Source organism: Streptomyces sp. NPDC091972 (assembly GCF_044756385.1).
In the GTDB taxonomy this organism is placed as follows: Bacteria; Actinomycetota; Actinomycetes; order Streptomycetales; family Streptomycetaceae; genus Streptomyces.
Genome location: NZ_JBIVSV010000001.1, coordinates 731004 through 746600, shown reverse-complemented (window position 1 = coordinate 746600; position 15597 = coordinate 731004). Strand labels below are relative to the sequence as shown.

Annotated in this window: 10 protein-coding genes and 1 pseudogene; 9 read left to right on the top strand and 2 right to left on the bottom strand. The window is 73.5% G+C overall.

What is annotated here, in order from left to right; genetic code table 11:
• The first annotated feature begins 124 nt into the window (after window positions 1-124).
• From lanKC to ACIQJT_RS03525, 4 genes are all read left to right on the top strand, one after another.
• On the top strand, window positions 125-2746 hold the full coding sequence (gene lanKC, locus ACIQJT_RS03540) for a class III lanthionine synthetase LanKC (protein WP_402639490.1): 2622 nt from the start codon (window positions 125-127) through the stop codon (window positions 2744-2746).
• A gap of 59 nt (window positions 2747-2805) precedes the next feature.
• The gene (locus tag ACIQJT_RS03535; protein WP_020117173.1) at window positions 2806-2922 is read left to right on the top strand and encodes a SapB/AmfS family lanthipeptide; all 117 of its coding nucleotides are present in this window, start codon (window positions 2806-2808) and stop codon (window positions 2920-2922) included.
• 88 nt (window positions 2923-3010) lie between these two features.
• On the top strand, window positions 3011-4732 hold the full coding sequence (locus ACIQJT_RS03530) for an ABC transporter ATP-binding protein (RefSeq protein WP_402639488.1): 1722 nt from the start codon (window positions 3011-3013) through the stop codon (window positions 4730-4732).
• Complete coding sequence (locus tag ACIQJT_RS03525) at window positions 4729-6609, top strand: ATP-binding cassette domain-containing protein (RefSeq protein ID WP_402639486.1); 1881 nt, start codon at window positions 4729-4731, stop codon at window positions 6607-6609. Before ACIQJT_RS03530 ends, ACIQJT_RS03525 begins: the two co-directional genes overlap by 4 nt.
• Here ACIQJT_RS03525 and ACIQJT_RS03520 read toward each other — a convergent pair.
• A pseudogene (locus tag ACIQJT_RS03520) lies at window positions 6532-6816 on the bottom strand (LuxR C-terminal-related transcriptional regulator); the annotation flags it as partial. The gene ACIQJT_RS03525 and the pseudogene ACIQJT_RS03520 sit on opposite strands and share 78 nt — an antisense overlap.
• Window positions 6817-7395: 579 nt before the next feature.
• Here ACIQJT_RS03520 and ACIQJT_RS03515 point away from each other — a divergent pair.
• Window positions 7396-9540 (top strand): SpoIIE family protein phosphatase, encoded by a 2145-nt coding sequence (locus ACIQJT_RS03515; RefSeq protein ID WP_402639484.1) that lies wholly within the window; start codon window positions 7396-7398, stop codon window positions 9538-9540.
• Between the two features lie 198 nt (window positions 9541-9738).
• Here the strand turns inward: ACIQJT_RS03515 and ACIQJT_RS03510 are convergent, their stop codons facing one another.
• On the bottom strand, window positions 9739-11127 hold the full coding sequence (locus ACIQJT_RS03510; RefSeq protein ID WP_402639482.1) for a S1 family peptidase: 1389 nt from the start codon (window positions 11125-11127) through the stop codon (window positions 9739-9741).
• Window positions 11128-11319: 192 nt separating this feature from the next.
• Here ACIQJT_RS03510 and ACIQJT_RS03505 point away from each other — a divergent pair, with 192 nt between their 5' ends.
• The 4 genes from ACIQJT_RS03505 to ACIQJT_RS03490 all read left to right on the top strand — a co-directional run bounded on the left by ACIQJT_RS03505 (window position 11320) and on the right by ACIQJT_RS03490 (window position 15596).
• On the top strand, window positions 11320-11733 hold the full coding sequence (locus ACIQJT_RS03505) for a PaaI family thioesterase (RefSeq protein ID WP_365459154.1): 414 nt from the start codon (window positions 11320-11322) through the stop codon (window positions 11731-11733).
• A gap of 450 nt (window positions 11734-12183) precedes the next feature.
• Window positions 12184-12399: a type A2 lantipeptide gene (locus ACIQJT_RS03500; protein WP_365459157.1), complete on the top strand. Its 216-nt coding sequence runs from the start codon at window positions 12184-12186 to the stop codon at window positions 12397-12399.
• 171 nt (window positions 12400-12570) lie between these two features.
• Entirely contained in the window at window positions 12571-13377 is an 807-nt protein-coding gene (locus ACIQJT_RS03495; RefSeq protein ID WP_402639479.1) for an HlyD family efflux transporter periplasmic adaptor subunit, read from the top strand.
• Complete coding sequence (locus ACIQJT_RS03490; protein ID WP_365459163.1) at window positions 13374-15596, top strand: NHLP family bacteriocin export ABC transporter peptidase/permease/ATPase subunit; 2223 nt, start codon at window positions 13374-13376, stop codon at window positions 15594-15596. Before ACIQJT_RS03495 ends, ACIQJT_RS03490 begins: the two co-directional genes overlap by 4 nt.
• Window position 15597: the final 1 nt, after the last annotated feature.

Sequence of the window (15597 nt, the reverse complement as noted above, 5' to 3'; positions counted from 1 at the left end):
GGTGCTCGAAACCTCTCGAACAATTCTTGACGCATGCGTTTCTCACGGTGGTCTCGTGACAGCCGTGACTGTCCGTGGCCACCACCCCGCTGGAAGGCTCTGTGTCGGGCCAAGGAGGGGACGCATGGACAAGCGCTACGAGGTGTACGCGCTAGCCGACAGACACTTCTACGAGACGCCCGACCGGATCTCCGCCGGTGAGGCGCCCGTCTACGAGACGGCGCGCCGCGCGGTGCCGGACGGGTGGGACGCGGCGCGCATCGGCGACTGGCTGACGCTGACGCCGCTGGGCGCGGACGGCAGGCCGGTGCCGGGCCCCTCGCAGGGCTGGAAGATCCACGCCTCGGCCACCCGGGCGAACGCGGAGCGGATCGCCGCGATCGTGTGGGACTACTGCGTGCCCCGGCGCATCTCGTTCAAGTTCGTGCCGGGCCCGCACCTGCTGCACCTGCGCAACACCAAGTACGCGGCCCGCGACACCAGCGGCAAGTTCGTCACGATCTACCCGGCCGACGAGGAGCAGCTGCACGAGGTGCTCCGGGAGCTGGGCGAGCTCCTGGAGGGCTTCGAGGGGCCGTACATCCTCACCGACCTGCGCTGGCACCGGGGCCCGCTGTACGTGCGCTACGGCGCGTTCGCGCGCACCTTCGTCGTCGACGACCGGGGCTCGCTGGTGCCGGCGGTGCGCGACGGCGAGGGCACCCTGGTGCCGGACCGGCGGGAGCCGTCCTTCCAGGTGCCCGAGTGGGTGACGCTGCCCGCCTTCCTCCAGCCCCATCTGGACGCGCGCAACACCACCACGGTCGGCGACCTGCCGTACCGGATCGAGAAGGCGCTGCACTTCTCGAACGGCGGCGGTGTCTACACCGGCACCGACACCCGCGACGGACGCAAGGTCGTCCTCAAGGAGGGCCGGCCGCACGCGGGACTGGCCGCCGACGGGGCGGACGCCATCGCCCGGCTGGAGCGGGAGAAGGACGCCCTGGAACGGGTGGCGGGCACGGGTGTGGTGCCCGAGGTGCGGGACTGGTTCACCCTCGGCGACCACCGGTTCCTCGTCATGGACTTCCTGGAGGGGCGCCCGCTGAACTCGTTCTTCGCGGAGCGGCATCCGCTGCTCGGTCCGGACCCCGATCCGCGGGCCGTCGCCGACTACACCGCGTGGGCGGTGCGCATCCACGGCGCGGTGGAGCGGGCGGTGGAGGCGGTGCACGCCCGCGGGATCGTCTTCAACGACCTGCACGTCTTCAACATCATGGTCGGTCCCGACGAGGAGTCGGTCTCCCTGCTCGACTTCGAGGCGGCCGCGCCGGTCGAGGAGAACGGCCGCCAGGTGGTCGCCCACCCCGGCTTCTTCGCCCCGCCGGACCGCAAGGGCGTCGACGTCGACCGCTACGCCCTGGCCTGTCTGCGGATCGCCCTGTTCCTTCCGGTGACCACGCTGTTCGTGGTGGACCGCGGGAAGGCGGCCCACCTGGCAGAGGTGATCAGGCGTCAGTTCCCGGACGTGCCGAAGGAGTTCCTCGACGAGGCGGTCGCGGAGATCACCCGGGACACCGCCACGGACACCGGCGGGCGCACGGTCCCGAGGACCGCGCCGTCCTTCGTCGAACCCGGCGACTGGCCCTACAGCCGCGACTCCATGGTCAAGGCGCTCCTCGCCTCGGCCACCCCGGAGCGCGAGGACCGGCTCTTCCCCGGCGACATCACGCAGTTCAACGACGGCGGCGGCCTCGGACTCGCGCACGGCGCGGCCGGAGTGCTGTACGCGCTGGACGCGGTCGGCGCCGAACGGTACGAGGAGGGCGAGCGCTGGCTTTTGGCCCGCACCGCGCCCCCGCCGACCGGCACACCGCTCGGGCTCTACGACGGCCTCGCGGGCGTCGCCCACGTCCTGGACCGGCTCGGCCACCGGCAGCGCGCCCTCGACCTGGTCGAGCGCGTCCTGGCCGAGCGCTGGCAGAACCTCTCCGCCGACCTGCACGGCGGCCTGGCCGGCCTCGGCCTGGTCCTCGGCGAACTGGCCCGCGCCACGGGTGAGTCGGAGCTGCACGAGCGGGCCGCGGAGGCCGCCGACGTCCTCGTACGACGGCTCGCGCAGCCTCCCGCCGACACCAAGCGGCGCCGGGCCGGGCTGCTGAAAGGGTGGACCGGGCCCGCGCTGTTCCTGCTGCGGCAGTACGAACACACCCGCGAGCCGCTGCTGCTGCGGGCGGCCGAGGTGGCGCTGCGCAGGGACCTGGAGTGCTGCGTGACGCATCCGAGCGGCTCGCTGGAGGTCGACGAGGGCTGGCGGACGCTGCCCTACCTCGGGGAGGGAAGCGCCGGCATCGGGATGGTCCTGGACGACTACCTCGCCCAGGGCGCCGACACCGAGGGCGAGTTCGAGCGGGCACGGGCCGGCGTGCTGACCGCCGCCACCAGCCGCTTCTACGTCCAGCCCGGCCTCTTCCAGGGCCGTGCCGGGATGATCCTGCACCTCGCGCGCACGGACACCCCGGGCGCGACTCGTGAGCGGCTCGCCGAACAGATCGACGGACTCGGCTGGTTCGCCATGGACTACCAGGGCCAACTGGCCTTCCCCGGCCACCAGATGATGCGGCTGTCGATGGACCTGGGCACCGGAACGGCAGGGTGCCTGCTCGCGCTCGGCGCGGCCCACACGGCCCCCGGCGCCCCGGCCACCGCACACCTGCCGTTCCTGCCGCCGCTCGGGCGGCCCCACGAACGCGGTTCCGCGACTTGACGGAGCCGTGACCCAACCCCGTCCCCACGGGTGGACGACACCGAGGAAAGGAAACCGAGATGGCACTTCTCGACCTGCAGACGATGGAGTCCGACGAGCACACCGGCGGCGGCGGCAACAGCACCCTGAGCCTGCTGTCCTGCGTCAGCGCCGCGAGCGTCACGCTCTGTCTCTGACAGGCATCGTGCGCCCATGACTCCGGGCGGTCCACTCCCGCGAGGGAGGGGCCGCCCGGGGTCCTGCACACCTCCGGAAGGCCGCCGAATGACGACTCCCACCTCGCCTCCGGCCACGCACGGTCTCCTGGGTCCGGCCCCCGCCCGCTGCCTGGTCCTGTGCCTGGTGAGCACGGCGGCGACCGGCGCCGGACTGCTGCTGCCCGCGGCTCTCGGCCGCACCCTGGACCTGCTGCTCGCACAGGCCCCGGCGACCCGCTGGGTGCTGGGCTGCGCCGCGCTGGTCCTCCTCATCGCCCTGCTCGACGCGGCGGAGACCGTGCTCGGCGGCACCCTCGACGCCCGCACCACCGCCTGGCTGCGCCGCCGCCTCACCGGTCACGTCCTGGCCGTCGGCCCGCGCGCCACCGCCCGCTTCGGGCCCGGAGACCTGGTCGCCCGCCTCGTCGGCAACGCCGCCCAGGCCGGCACGGCACCGGCCGCCCGTGCCGGCCTCCTGGCCGCGCTCGCCGGACCGGTCGGCGGTGTCGTGGCCCTCGGTCTCATCTCCCCTTGGCTCGCGGCCGTGTTCCTGGCCGGAGCGCCCGTCCTGGCCCTGCTGCTGCGCGCCTTCGCCCGCGACACCCGGGAGTGCGTGACGCGCTACCAGGAGGTGCAGGGACGGATGGCGCAGGCCCTCTCGGAGGCCGTCGGCGGGCACCGCACCATCCGGGCCGCGGGAACGGAGGACCGGGAGACGGCCCGCGTGCTGCGCCCGCTGCCCGAGCTGTCCGAGGCCGGGCACCGCATGTGGCGGGTGCAGGGCCGGGCCTCGGGCCAGTCCGTCGCCGTCGCCCCGCTGCTCCAGCTCGGGGTCGTCGCCGTCGCCGGGCTCCTGCTCGCCCGGCACCGCATCACCGTGGGCGAGGTCCTCGCCGCCTCCCGGTACGCGGTCCTGGCGGCCGGCGTCGGCGTCCTGGTGGGCCAGCTCTCGGGCCTCGCCCGGGCGCGGGCGGCCGCCGGACGGCTGGACGAGGTCCTCGCGGAACCCGCCGTCGAGCACGGCGACCGCCGGCTGCCGCCCGGTCCCGGACGGCTGGAACTGCGCGGCGTCACCGCCCTGCGCGGCGCGCGCGCCGTGCTCGACGGGGTCGACCTCGTCGTCCGGGGCGGGACGACGCTCGCCGTGGTGGGCCGGTCGGGGGCGGGCAAGTCACTGCTCGCCGCGGTCGCCGGGCGGCTCGCCGACCCGGACCGCGGCGAGGTGCTGCTCGACGGGGTGCCGCTGCGCGAGCTCGCCCACGACGAACTGCGCCGTTCGATCGGCTACGCCTTCGAGCGCCCCGCTCTGCTCGGCGGCACCGTCGAGGAGGAGATCGGCCTCGCCCTCCCGTCCCCCTCCCCCGCCCGTGTCCGGGAGGCGGCCCGCACGGCCCACGCGGACGACTTCGTGCGCCGGCTGCCCGACGGCTACGACACCCTCGTCGCCGACGCCCCCCGCTCCGGCGGGGAGTCCCAACGGCTGGGGCTGGCCCGGGCGTTCGCCCACGGCGGCCGTCTGCTCATCCTGGACGACGCCCTCTCCAGCCTCGACACGGTCACGGAGGCCCGCATCGCCGAGGCCCTGGTCGGCGGCGGGGCGGGCGGCACCCGCCTGCTCGTCGCCCACCGCGCCGCCACGGCGGCCCGCGCGGACGCGGTGGCCTGGCTGGACGGCGGACGGGTACGGGCGGTGGGGCCGCACGAGGAGCTGTGGCGGCTGGCGGAGTACCGGGAGGTGTTCGGGGGCGCCGCGGACGGCACGGACGCCTCGGACGGGGAGCCCGCATGAGCGGCGGCTCGGCACCCGGCGGGATCGGCACGCTCGGTCTCGGCTTCCTGCGGGCCCGGTGGCGGGTTCTGGTCCGGCTCGGCGGATGGTCCGTGCTGGAGACCGCGCAGACCTTCCTCACCGGGTACGCGCCCGCCCGCGCCCTGGACGAGGGGTTCCTGGCCGGGCGGCCCGGCGTCGGACTCGTCTGGCTCGGGGTGGCCGGGATCGGGGTGCTGGTCGGCGCGTTCGGGACGGTGCGGGTGTACGCCGCCGTCGCCGCGCTGGTCGAGCCGCTCCGGGACCTGCTGGTCGAGCGAGTGGTCGAGCGCGGCGTGCGGGAGGCCGACACGGGGGCGCTGTCCGGGCTGACCCAGCAGGTCGAGATCGCGCGGGACACGTTCGCCGGGCTGGTGATGGTGTCGCGTTCCTTCGTGTTCACGGCTGTCGGCGCGGCGGTCGGACTGGCCTCCCTGGACCCGTTGCTCCTGCTGGTCGTGGGGCCTCCGCTCGCCGCCGGGCTGGCCCTGTTCGCGGCCACCCTGCGCCCGCTGGCCCGCCGCCAGGAGGAGTTCCTGGTCGCCGACGAGGCCCTGGCCGACGGTCTCGGCACGGTCTGCCCGGGACTGCGGGACATCACGGCGGCCGCCGCGGAGGACCGGGTCGCCGCCGGCACGGGCCGGCTGGTGGACACCGAGCGGCGGGCCGCGTACTCCCTCGCCCGCTGGTCCGTCCTGCGGGTGGCCTGCCTCGCCCTCGGCGGCCAGCTCCCGATCGTGCTGCTCCTCGCCTGCGCGCCCTGGCTGCTGGCCCGCGGCGTCACCACGGGCGCCCTGGTCGGCGCCCTCGCCTACGTCACCCAGTCCCTGCTGCCGGCCCTGCGCAACCTGGTCCACGGCCTGGGCACGAGCGGGTCCCGCCTGCTGGTGGTCCTGCGGCGACTGATCCGCGAGCCCGCCGCGGACACCCACGGCCGGGCCCACGGCACCACCGCCGACGTCCCCGCCCCCGCGGACGTTCCCGCCCTCTCCCTCACCGGCGTCTCCTTCGCCTACGGTCCCGCCGCCACCCCCGTCGTCGACCGCCTCGACCTCACCCTGCCGCGCGGCGCCCACCTGGCCGTCGTGGGCTCCAGCGGGATCGGGAAGTCCACGCTCACCGCGCTGGTCGCAGGGCTGCTCGAACCCACCGGGGGGAGGATCCGGCTGTGCGGACATCCCGTGCCCTCCCCCGACGCGGCGGCGCTGCGGGTGCTCATCCCGCAGGAGGCGTACGTCCACACCGGCACCCTCGCCGAGAACCTCGGGCACCTTAGGGCGGACCCGGTGCCCGAGGCGGAGCTGCTGGCGGCCGCCGAGGCCGTCGGACTCACCCCGCTCCTGGAGGCGCTCGGCGGGCCGCGGGCGGCCGTCGACCCGGGCGCGCTGTCGGCCGGTGAGCGGCAGCTCGTCGCACTGGCCCGGGCCTATCTGTCGTACGCCCCCCTCGTCCTGCTCGACGAGGCCACCTGCCATCTGGACCCCCGGGCGGAGGAGCGTGCCGAGCGGGCCTTCGCGGACCGGCCCGGCACCACGCTGGTGGTCGTCGCCCACCGGATCAGCTCGGCCCGCCGCGCCGACCGTGTGCTGCTGATGGACGGCCCGCGCACGGCGTACGGCACGCACGAGGAGCTGGTGCGGGACTCGCCCGCGTACCGCGCGCTCGTGGGCGGCTGGACGGCCGTGTCCCCCGGACGGTCAGAGCCAGCCCTGGCCCTGCGAGATCCGGATCGCGTCGATGCGGTTGCGGGCTCCGGTCTTGCGGGTGATCGCGGCCATGTAGTTGCGCACGGTCCCGTGGGACAGGCACAGGCTCCCCGCGATCTCCGCGACGGAGGCTCCCTCGGCCGCGAGGGATAACACGCTCAGTTCCCGTCTGGTCAGCGGCATCTCCGCGGCCTGGAGGAAACCGAAGCCCAGCGAGTCGTCGACGAAACGTTTCCCTTCGGCGACCCGGCGGATTCCGCGCACGAGCCGGTCCGGCGCCGCCCCCTCCTTGTCGACGTAGCCGAGCGCCCCCGCCTCCACGGCCCGCTTCAGCAGCCCGGGCCGGTTGGCGCTGGCCATCACCAGGAGGCGCGGCGGACTGCGGTCCGGCTCGCGCAGGGACAGCTCCCCCAGCGGCGGGAGGCCGTAGGTGTCCGAGCATTCGAGGTCGGCCGCGCAGACATCGGGACGCACGGTCCGCAGACGGCCGGGCGCGGTCTGCCACGGGGTGTCGAACACCCCGAGGTCGGGTTCCCGGCGGAGCCACTCCGCCAGGGCCGATCTCACCAGACACGCGTCGTGCACCAGAAGCACCCGGATCACTACTCGTCCCCCTCGATTCGCCGTACTCGGTCCCGTGGCATGAACGCGTGCCCCATTGTTCGGGTCCCGGACCGCCCTCGGGCGCGAAGAATTGGCCATCAGGGTGCGCGGGGGCGCACGAGCGGCGCCCGTGTGCCGTGCCGCGCTTCGACTGTGGGGGCATGGTCCGGGGCCGAGGGGGTACGCGGCCGCCCTCACCGTCGTGCGGGCACCCGTGTGCCCGCACCGGGCGACGCTCGCCGTGCGGGACGCGCCGTGAGGGGGCAGATTTGATCCCTGGGAGCCCGGCGCGCGACAGCGGCCCGCGCTCTTTCCGGCCCGCGCCCGTGCGAGGAGGTGGTCGGCGTGTCCGACGGGCATATGTCCCCGGCGCCGGCGAGCGCCCGGACGCGGGTGGGACGGCCGCTGCTCTCGCTCGCACTGGCGTCGATGATGGACGAGGTACACGCCCACTCCGGCGCGGTGTACCTCATGGCCGCCGACGAACCCGTGCTGGAGATGGCGGTCATGGCGGGTCTGCCGCGGGCGTTCGCGGCGCCCTGGGAGCGGGTGGGCCTGAGCGCGCCTATCCCGGTGGCGGAGGCGGCGCGGGAGCGGCGGCTGGTGTGGGTGGGCGGCGAGCAGGAGATGGCGAGCCGCTATCCGCGGATCGCCGTGGTGCTGCCGTATCCCTTCGCCCTGGCCGCGGTGCCGGTGGCGACCGCGTCCAAGGTGTACGGCGCGGTCTTCGTGACCTGGCCCGGTTCGCACCCCCCGGACCTGTCCGACCGGGAGAGGGACCATCTGACCGCGGCCTGCGGGCGGCTCGCGGTGCGGCTGGAGCGGACGGTGGAGGACAGCCTCGCCCCGCACACCGAACCGGACCTGCTGGCCTCCGCCCACGTGGGCAGCCCGGCCGGGACGCTGGGCACGGTGGAGGCGGCCCGGATGGTGGCGAGGCTGCCGTACGGACTGTGCTCGCTCGACCTGCACGGACGGATCTCCTTCGCCAACGCGGCGGCGGCCGAGCTGATCGGCGTCCCGGTCTCCCAGTTGCTGGGCTCGCAGCTGTGGGCGGCGGTGCCCTGGCTCAACGACCCGGTCTACGAGGACCGCTACCGGGCCGCGCTGCTCAGCCAGCACAGCACGTCCTTCGTGGCGCTGCGGCCGCCCGGGGACTGGCTGTCGTTCCGGCTGTACCCCAGCACCACCGGGCTGAGCGTCCGGGTGAGCCGGGCCCGGGCGGTGGCGGAGATGAGCCGGGCCGGGCCGCGGCCCGGGGACTCCCCGCCCCGGCTGGTCACGATCTCGCAGGTACTGAGCCTGGCCGGGGCCCTGACCGAGGCGGTGGGCGTGCAGGACGTGGTGCAGCTCGTGGCCGACGAGATCGCCCCGGCAGCGGGGAGCCAGGCCCTGGTCGTGCTCGGCTCGCGGGCCGGACGGCTGCACGTGCTCGGACACCGCGGGTATCCGGACGCGCGGGTCGTGGAGCGGTTCGACGGGCTGCCGCTGACCGAATCCACGCCGGGCACCCATGCCCTCACCACCGGGGTGCCCGCGTTCTTCGAGTCCCGGGACCAGTTGGAACGCCTCTATCCGCTGCGCCACGCCACCCCCGACGGATTCGCGGCCTGGGCCTATCTGCCGCTGATCGCCTCCGGCCGCCCGGTCGGCACCTGCGTGCTGGCCTACGCCGAACGGCACCCGTTCCCCGCGGACGAGCGGGCGGTGCTGACGAGTCTGGGCGGTCTGATCGCGCAGGCCCTGGAGCGGGCCGTCCTGTACGACGCCAAGCACCAGTTGGCGCACGGCCTCCAGGCGGCGCTCCTCCCCCACACCCTGCCCGCCCTGCCCGGCATCGACGCGGCGGCCCGCTATCTGCCGGCCACCCAGGGCATGGACATCGGCGGTGACTTCTACGACCTGGTGCCGGTGGACGGGCTGGCGGCCGCCGTGATCGGGGACGTGCAGGGCCACAACGTGACGGCGGCCGGGCTGATGGGGCAGCTCCGCACAGCGGTGCGGGCGTACACGACCGTCGGCCAGACGCCGGAGGAGGTCATGCGCTCGACCAACCGGCTGCTGATCGACCTCGGCGCCGACCTGTTCGCGAGCTGCCTGTACCTGCGTCTCGATCCGCGGCGCGGGCGGGCGGTCATGGCCCGGGCGGGGCACCCGCCACCCCTGCTGCGGCGGCCGGACGGCCGGGTGCGGGTGCTGGACCTGGCCGGGGGCCCGCTGCTGGGCATCGACGGCTCGGCGAACTATCCGACCACGGAGGTGGCTCTCGCGCCCGGTTCCGTCCTCGCGCTGTACACGGACGGTCTGATCGAGTCCCCGGGCGTGGACATCGAGGACGCGCTGGCCGAGCTGGGGCGACAGCTCGCCGAGGCCGGTGACCGGCCGCTCGGCGAACTGGCCGACGAACTCGTCCGGCGCAGCGCGGCCGCGCGGGAGCGGGTCGACGACGTGGCGCTGCTCCTGCTGCGGGCGGACGGCTGAGGCGCGGGACCGTCCCGCCCCACCCGCCGGGGAGCACGACGGTCCGGCCCTCCCGCCGGAGGGCCGGACCGTCGGACCTCCCGGGCCGGAACCGCGCTGTGGCCGGGAGGTGACCGAAGGGCCTGCGTCGGCAGCGGCGGGTGTGGGGGGACCGCTGCCGACGCGGCCGGTTCGAGGAGTGGTGCCTGACCGGTCAGGTCAGTTGTGCGACTGGTCCGCTGCGTCGCCCGCCGCGTCCCCGGCGCCGTCGCCGGTGTCCTGGCCGTTGCCGGCCTCCTCGCCGCCGATCACGTCACCGCCGGCCTCCTCACCGCCGACTTCCTGACCCGCGCCGGCCTCGTCACCGGGGCTCGCCGTGGCGTCGCCGCCGGCTCCGGCCTCCTCGCCCGCACCGGCTCCGGCGTCACCACTGGCGCCCGCCTCCTCGCCACCCGCCTGGTCGCCCGCGCCGCCGGCCGCGTCACCGGCGCCGAGCGTGGCGCCGACCGCCTGGAGGGCGGTGGTGACCGGCTGGAAGAAGGTCTCGCCGCCGGCCGTGCAGTCACCGCTGCCGCCGGAGGTCAGACCGATCGCCGCACCGTCCTGGGTGAACAGCGAGCCGCCGCTGTCGCCGGGCTCGGCGCAGACGTTGGTCTGGATGAGCCCGGTGACGGTGCCCTCGGGGTAGTTCACGGTGGCGTCGAGTCCGAGGACCTGGCCGTCGGCGAGACCCGTGGTGGAGCCCATCCGGAAGACCTGGAGGCCGACCTCGGCGTCCGCCGCCTGGTTGATGGCGACGGTCTGGCCGCCGCCGACGTTGACCTCGCTGGGCGCCTCGGTCGCCGGGTCGTCGTACTTGACCAGGGCGAAGTCGCCGTCGCCGGGGAAGGTGGCCTGGTCGACGGTGGCGATCGGCTGGCCGTCCTGGCTGTCCGACCACTGCTCGGCCGCGACCCCGCAGTGACCGGCGGTCAGGAAGGCGGGGCTGCCGTCGCCCGCGGTGACGTTGAAGCCGAGCGAACAGCGGGCGCCACCGGCGAAGATGGCGTCACCGCCGGAGACGAAGGTCTTGAAGGTGCCGGCCGACCTCTTCACGGTGGCCATGTCGGAGCCGAGGCTCTTCACGGTCGACTCGAGGGTGTTCCACTTGGCGCCGGTGACCGTGCTGTCGGCGGTCACGAGGATCTTGTTGGTGCGCGGGTCGACCGCCCAGGCGGTGCCCGGGATGGTCGCCTCCTCCTTCAGGGTCTTCGCGCCGGCCGCCAGTTCGGTGAGGCTGTTCTCGACCTCGCGGACCTGCGCACCGGCCTTCTTCGCCTGCACGACGACGTTGTTGTTCTCGCCGGATATGACGTTCACGACGAGCTGCCGGCTGTCGGAGTCGTAGTAGGACCCGGCGAAGGCGTCGCCCAGCAACCCCTCGAGCTGCGAGGCGAGGTCCGAGGCGTCCGTGGCCTTCAGAGTCTTCGGCGCGATGGCCGCCGCGTCGTTCGACGAGCCGTCCTGGGACGCGTTGGCGTTGGGCAGCAGAATCGCGGCCGCTCCGAGCGCCACCACGGTGCCTGCCGCGAACGCGGCCTTGCGCTTCGGAATTCGCTTGTGACTCAAACTTCTCGACCTCCTGGGGGGACCGGAGTCTTGTGACCGCCGTACGGCAGTCGGTGGTTCGGGGCGCCTGGATGGCCATGGGTACGCACGGTGTGCGCGGGGCGTTCAATGCCGTTTCTTTACGCGCCCGTTGCCACGCCGATTCGGCCACGGCCCGTGCCGGGCGGCCGGCGGGCGGGAACAATCCCCCATATGACGATGACGCGCGCCGAAGCCGACAAGATCCTCGCCGACAACTTCGCCCCTTGGGTCCTGGACCTCGCGCTGAGCGTCGAGTCCCTCGGCGACGACCATGCCGTCCTGCGTCTGCCCTGGTCGCAGCGGTTGGCCCGGGAGGGTGGCGCGCTGTCGGGCCAGGCCCTGATGGCGGCCGCCGACACCGCGACCGTGATCGCCGTCTCGGCGGCCCGGGGTGCCTACGGACCGATGACGACGGTGCAGCAGTCCACGGCCTTCCAGCGGGCGGTGACCGGTTCCGATGTCCTGATCAGGGCGGTGGTCACCAAGCTGGGCCGCCGCATGGCATTCGCCGACATCACCATGACCGATTCCGCGACGGGTGAGCTCGCGGCCCGGGCGAGCACGGTCTACGCACTTCTGGGCTGACACGCTCAGCGATCGGTCGGCAACGGTCTGTTGTGAACGCCGCCCCGAATCCCCCCTCCCGCGAATCTGCACATCGAATGCGCAACCAGGTCACCGGGAGCGGGAGTTCTGCACAAGCGCGGACGGGCGCGCACGCCATTGGCGAGGTGTGTCGGATTCGCCACGGCGACGGCAAGAGTCCTGCCGGGCCGCCGCGACATCTGGTGTGAAGAAGTCGGCACCAAGGCGTGCGCAAGCCTGCACGGATGAAGCCTTCTGTGACTCAAGTGCCCTGGTGGGACGGCTGGTTAATTGGAAGGGCGGAGCGGCGGCGTGCTTTGATCCATCGCACCGCAAGGCCGCCGGGGCTCCCGGGAACGGGATCCGGCGCCTTGCGACTGCGGCCGTCATCTGTCCCCAGAGGGGGCCGCTCCCCCCTTGTGAAATCCCCATACGAAGGGAAGTTCCATCATGAACTCCACCCCCCAGGTTGAGACCGTCGAGATCTCGGACGCGGACCTCGACAACGTCTCCGGCGGCCTCCAGCTCAACGCCCTCGGCACCGTCACCGACCTGGTGGACGGCGTCGCCCCGGTTTCCGGCCTGGTCAACACGGTCGTCGGCACGGTCGAGGGTGTCACCGGCCTCAACACCGCCCCGGTCACCGGCCTGGTCGCCGGTCTCTGATCACATTCTTCGTGATCTGATCACTTACTTGTGGTCGACCCGTCCCGGAGCCGCAAACCGGCGGTTCCGGGACTCTTGGGTGCCGTAATCCGGCCGGCTCGGGGCGAGTCGGTCCTTTGTCATTGGCAGCATGCGTAGCAGTCGCACGCTCTCGCAGGTGAGGGAAGACCCGTGCAGTTCCGTCAACAGGCCCTCGCCAAGCTCCAGTCACCGGAGGAGCTCGACCTTCCGGTGCGCTTCGCCCGCCCGCAGGGCTGGCTGGTGATGTCCGTGACGGTGGTCGTGATGGCCGCCGCGTCCGTGTGGGCGGTGACCGGTTCGGTGGCCTCCACGGTGAGCGCGCCCGCCATCCTCACCCATGGTCAGGGCAGTTACGTCCTCCAGAGCCCGGTCGCGGGCCAGGTCACCCAGGTGATCGCCGAGGAGGGGCGGCGGCTGCCCGCCGGCTCCCCCGTGCTGAAGGTCCGTACGGCCCGGGGCGACACCGTCGTCCGCACGGTCGCCGCGGGCCGGGTCACCGCGCTCGCGGCCACCATCGGGCAGATCATCTCGACCGGTGCGAACGTCGCCGCCGTGGAGAAGGTCGCGCACGCCTCCGATCCGCTGTACGCCACGGTGTACGTGCCCGCGGAGAACGCGGCCTCGATACCGGAGCACGCGGCCGTGGAGCTGACCGTGTCCTCGGTGCCCACCCAGGAGTACGGCGTGCTGCGCGGCCATGTGAAGTCGGTGGACCGCTCGGCCCAGTCGGCGCAGCAGATCGCCGCGTTCCTCGGGGACAGCCAGCTCGGCGAGCAGTTCACCAAGGACGGGCGTCCGGTCGCCGTCCTCGTGAAGCTGGACAGGTCCACCAGCACCAAGAGCGGTTACCGGTGGTCGTCCGCGGACGGCCCGCCGTTCGCCCTCACCTCCATGACCGTGGCCTCGGGTTCGATCCGGCTGGCCGATCAGCGCCCCGTCGATTGGCTGCTGCCGTGAGCACCGCACAGGAGACCCGGAGCAGACGCCGCTCCGCCCCGCCCAAGCGCCCGGTCCCCATGGGGAAGGCGAAGACGGTCCGTACCCCGACCGTCCTCCAGATGGAGGCCGTGGAGTGCGGCGCCGCCTCCCTCGCCATGGTCCTCGGCCACTACGGCAAGCACGTCCCGCTGGAGGAGCTGCGCATCGCCTGCGGTGTCTCCCGCGACGGCTCGCGCGCCAGCAACCTCCTCAAGGCGGCCCGCAGTTACGGTCTGACCGCCAAGGGCATGCAGATGGACACGGCCGCCCTCGCCGAGGTGAAGACCCCGGCCGTGCTGTTCTGGGAGTTCAACCACTACGTCGTCTACGACGGCATGGGCCGCCGCTTCGGCCGCCGCGGGGTCTACATCAACGACCCGGGCAAGGGCCGCCGTTTCGTCCCCATGGAGGACTTCGACGGCAGCTTCACCGGTGTCGTGCTGGTGATGGAACCCGGCGAGGGCTTCACCAAGGGCGGCCGCAAGCCCGGAGTGCTGGGCGCGATGCCGGCCCGGCTGCGCGGCACCGCGGGCACCATGCCGGCGGCGGTCCTCGCGAGCCTGCTGCTGGTGCTGGTCGGCGCGGCCACCCCCGCGCTCTCCCGCACCTACATCGACATGTTCCTGATCGGCGGCCAGACCTCGCTGCTGGGCGTGCTGTTCGCGTCGATGGGGGCCTGTGTCGCGCTCACCCTGGCCCTGACCTGGCTCCAGCAGGCGAACCTGCTGCACGGCCGGATCATCTCCTCGACCCTGTCCAGTGCCCGGTTCCTGCGCCACCTGCTGCGCCTGCCGGTGACGTTCTTCTCGCAGCGCAGCCCGGCCGACCTGGTCCAGCGCCTCCAGTCCAACGACCAGGTGGCCGAGACCCTGGCCCGCGACCTCGCGGCGGCGGGCGTCGACGCGGTGGTCGTCGTCCTGTACGCGATCCTCCTCTACACCTACGACCCCCAGCTCACCTATGTCGGCATCGGTGTGGCCCTGCTGAACGTGGTTGCCATGCGGGTCGTGATCCGGCTGCGCGCCACCCGCACCGCGAAGCTGCGCGCGGACAGCGCCCGGCTCACCAACACCGCCTACACGGGTCTCCAGTTGATCGAGACGATGAAGGCGACCGGCGGCGAGGACGGCTACTTCCGCAAATGGGCCGGACAGCACGCCACCACGCTGGAGGAGCAGCAGAAGCTCGGCATACCGAGCGCCTGGCTCGGGGTCGTCGCGCCGATGCTGGCCACCTTCAACAGCGCGCTCATCCTGTGGATCGGCGGCATGCGGGCCGTCGAGGGCGGCATCTCGGTCGGTCTGCTGGTCGCCTTCCAGGCCCTGGTCACCCGCTTCACCGCGCCGATCACCCGCCTCAACGGCGTGGCGGGGCGCATCCAGGACTTCGCGGCCGACGTGGCCCGCCTGAAGGACGTGGAGAACTTCAAGGCCGACCCGCTCTACGGCCGCCCCGGAGCGGGCGACTCGACGCGCCGCCTGCACGGGCACGTCGAGCTCCAGAACATCACCTTCGGCTACAACCCGCTCGACAAGCCGCTGCTCACCGGCTTCGACCTGACCGTCGGGCCGGGCCGGCAGGTGGCGCTGGTGGGCGGCTCCGGCAGCGGCAAGTCGACCGTGTCCCGGCTGATCTCGGGCCTGTACACGCCGTGGGAGGGCGTGATCCGCATCGACGGCCGGCGCCTCGACGACATCCCGCGCGGCGCGCTCGCCTCCTCGGTGTCCTTCGTCGACCAGGACGTCTTCCTCTTCGAGGGGTCGGTCCGCGACAACGTGGCGCTGTGGGACCCGTCCATCCCGGACGACGCCGTGGTGGAGGCACTGCGGGACGCGGCCCTGTACGACGTGGTGATGCGCCGGCCCGGCGGCATCCACAGCAGGGTCGAGCAGGACGGCCGCAACTTCTCCGGCGGCCAGCGCCAACGCCTGGAGATCGCCCGGGCGTTGGTACGCCGGCCCAGCATCCTGGTCCTGGACGAGGTGACCAGCGCGCTGGACGCGGAGACCGAGCAGGTCGTCATGGACAACCTGCGCAGGCGGGGCTGCGCCTGTGTGGTGATCGCGCACCGGCTCAGCACCGTGCGCGACAGCGACGAGATCGTCGTACTCCAGCACGGCACGATCGTGGAGCGCGGGCGGCACGAGGAGCTGGTGGCGCGCGGCGGCGCGTACGCGGCCCTGGTCAAGGAACGGTGAG

Excerpts from the sequence above, each read along its gene's own strand:
- lanKC (WP_402639490.1), top strand. The coding sequence starts at position 125 with ATGGACAAGCGCTACGAGGTGTACGCGCTAGCCGACAGACACTTCTAC.
- ACIQJT_RS03535 (WP_020117173.1), top strand. The coding sequence starts at position 2,806 with ATGGCACTTCTCGACCTGCAGACGATGGAGTCCGACGAGCACACCGGC.
- ACIQJT_RS03530 (WP_402639488.1), top strand. The coding sequence starts at position 3,011 with ATGACGACTCCCACCTCGCCTCCGGCCACGCACGGTCTCCTGGGTCCG.
- ACIQJT_RS03525 (WP_402639486.1), top strand. The coding sequence starts at position 4,729 with ATGAGCGGCGGCTCGGCACCCGGCGGGATCGGCACGCTCGGTCTCGGC.
- ACIQJT_RS03505 (WP_365459154.1), top strand. The coding sequence starts at position 11,320 with ATGACGATGACGCGCGCCGAAGCCGACAAGATCCTCGCCGACAACTTC.
- ACIQJT_RS03500 (WP_365459157.1), top strand. The coding sequence starts at position 12,184 with ATGAACTCCACCCCCCAGGTTGAGACCGTCGAGATCTCGGACGCGGAC.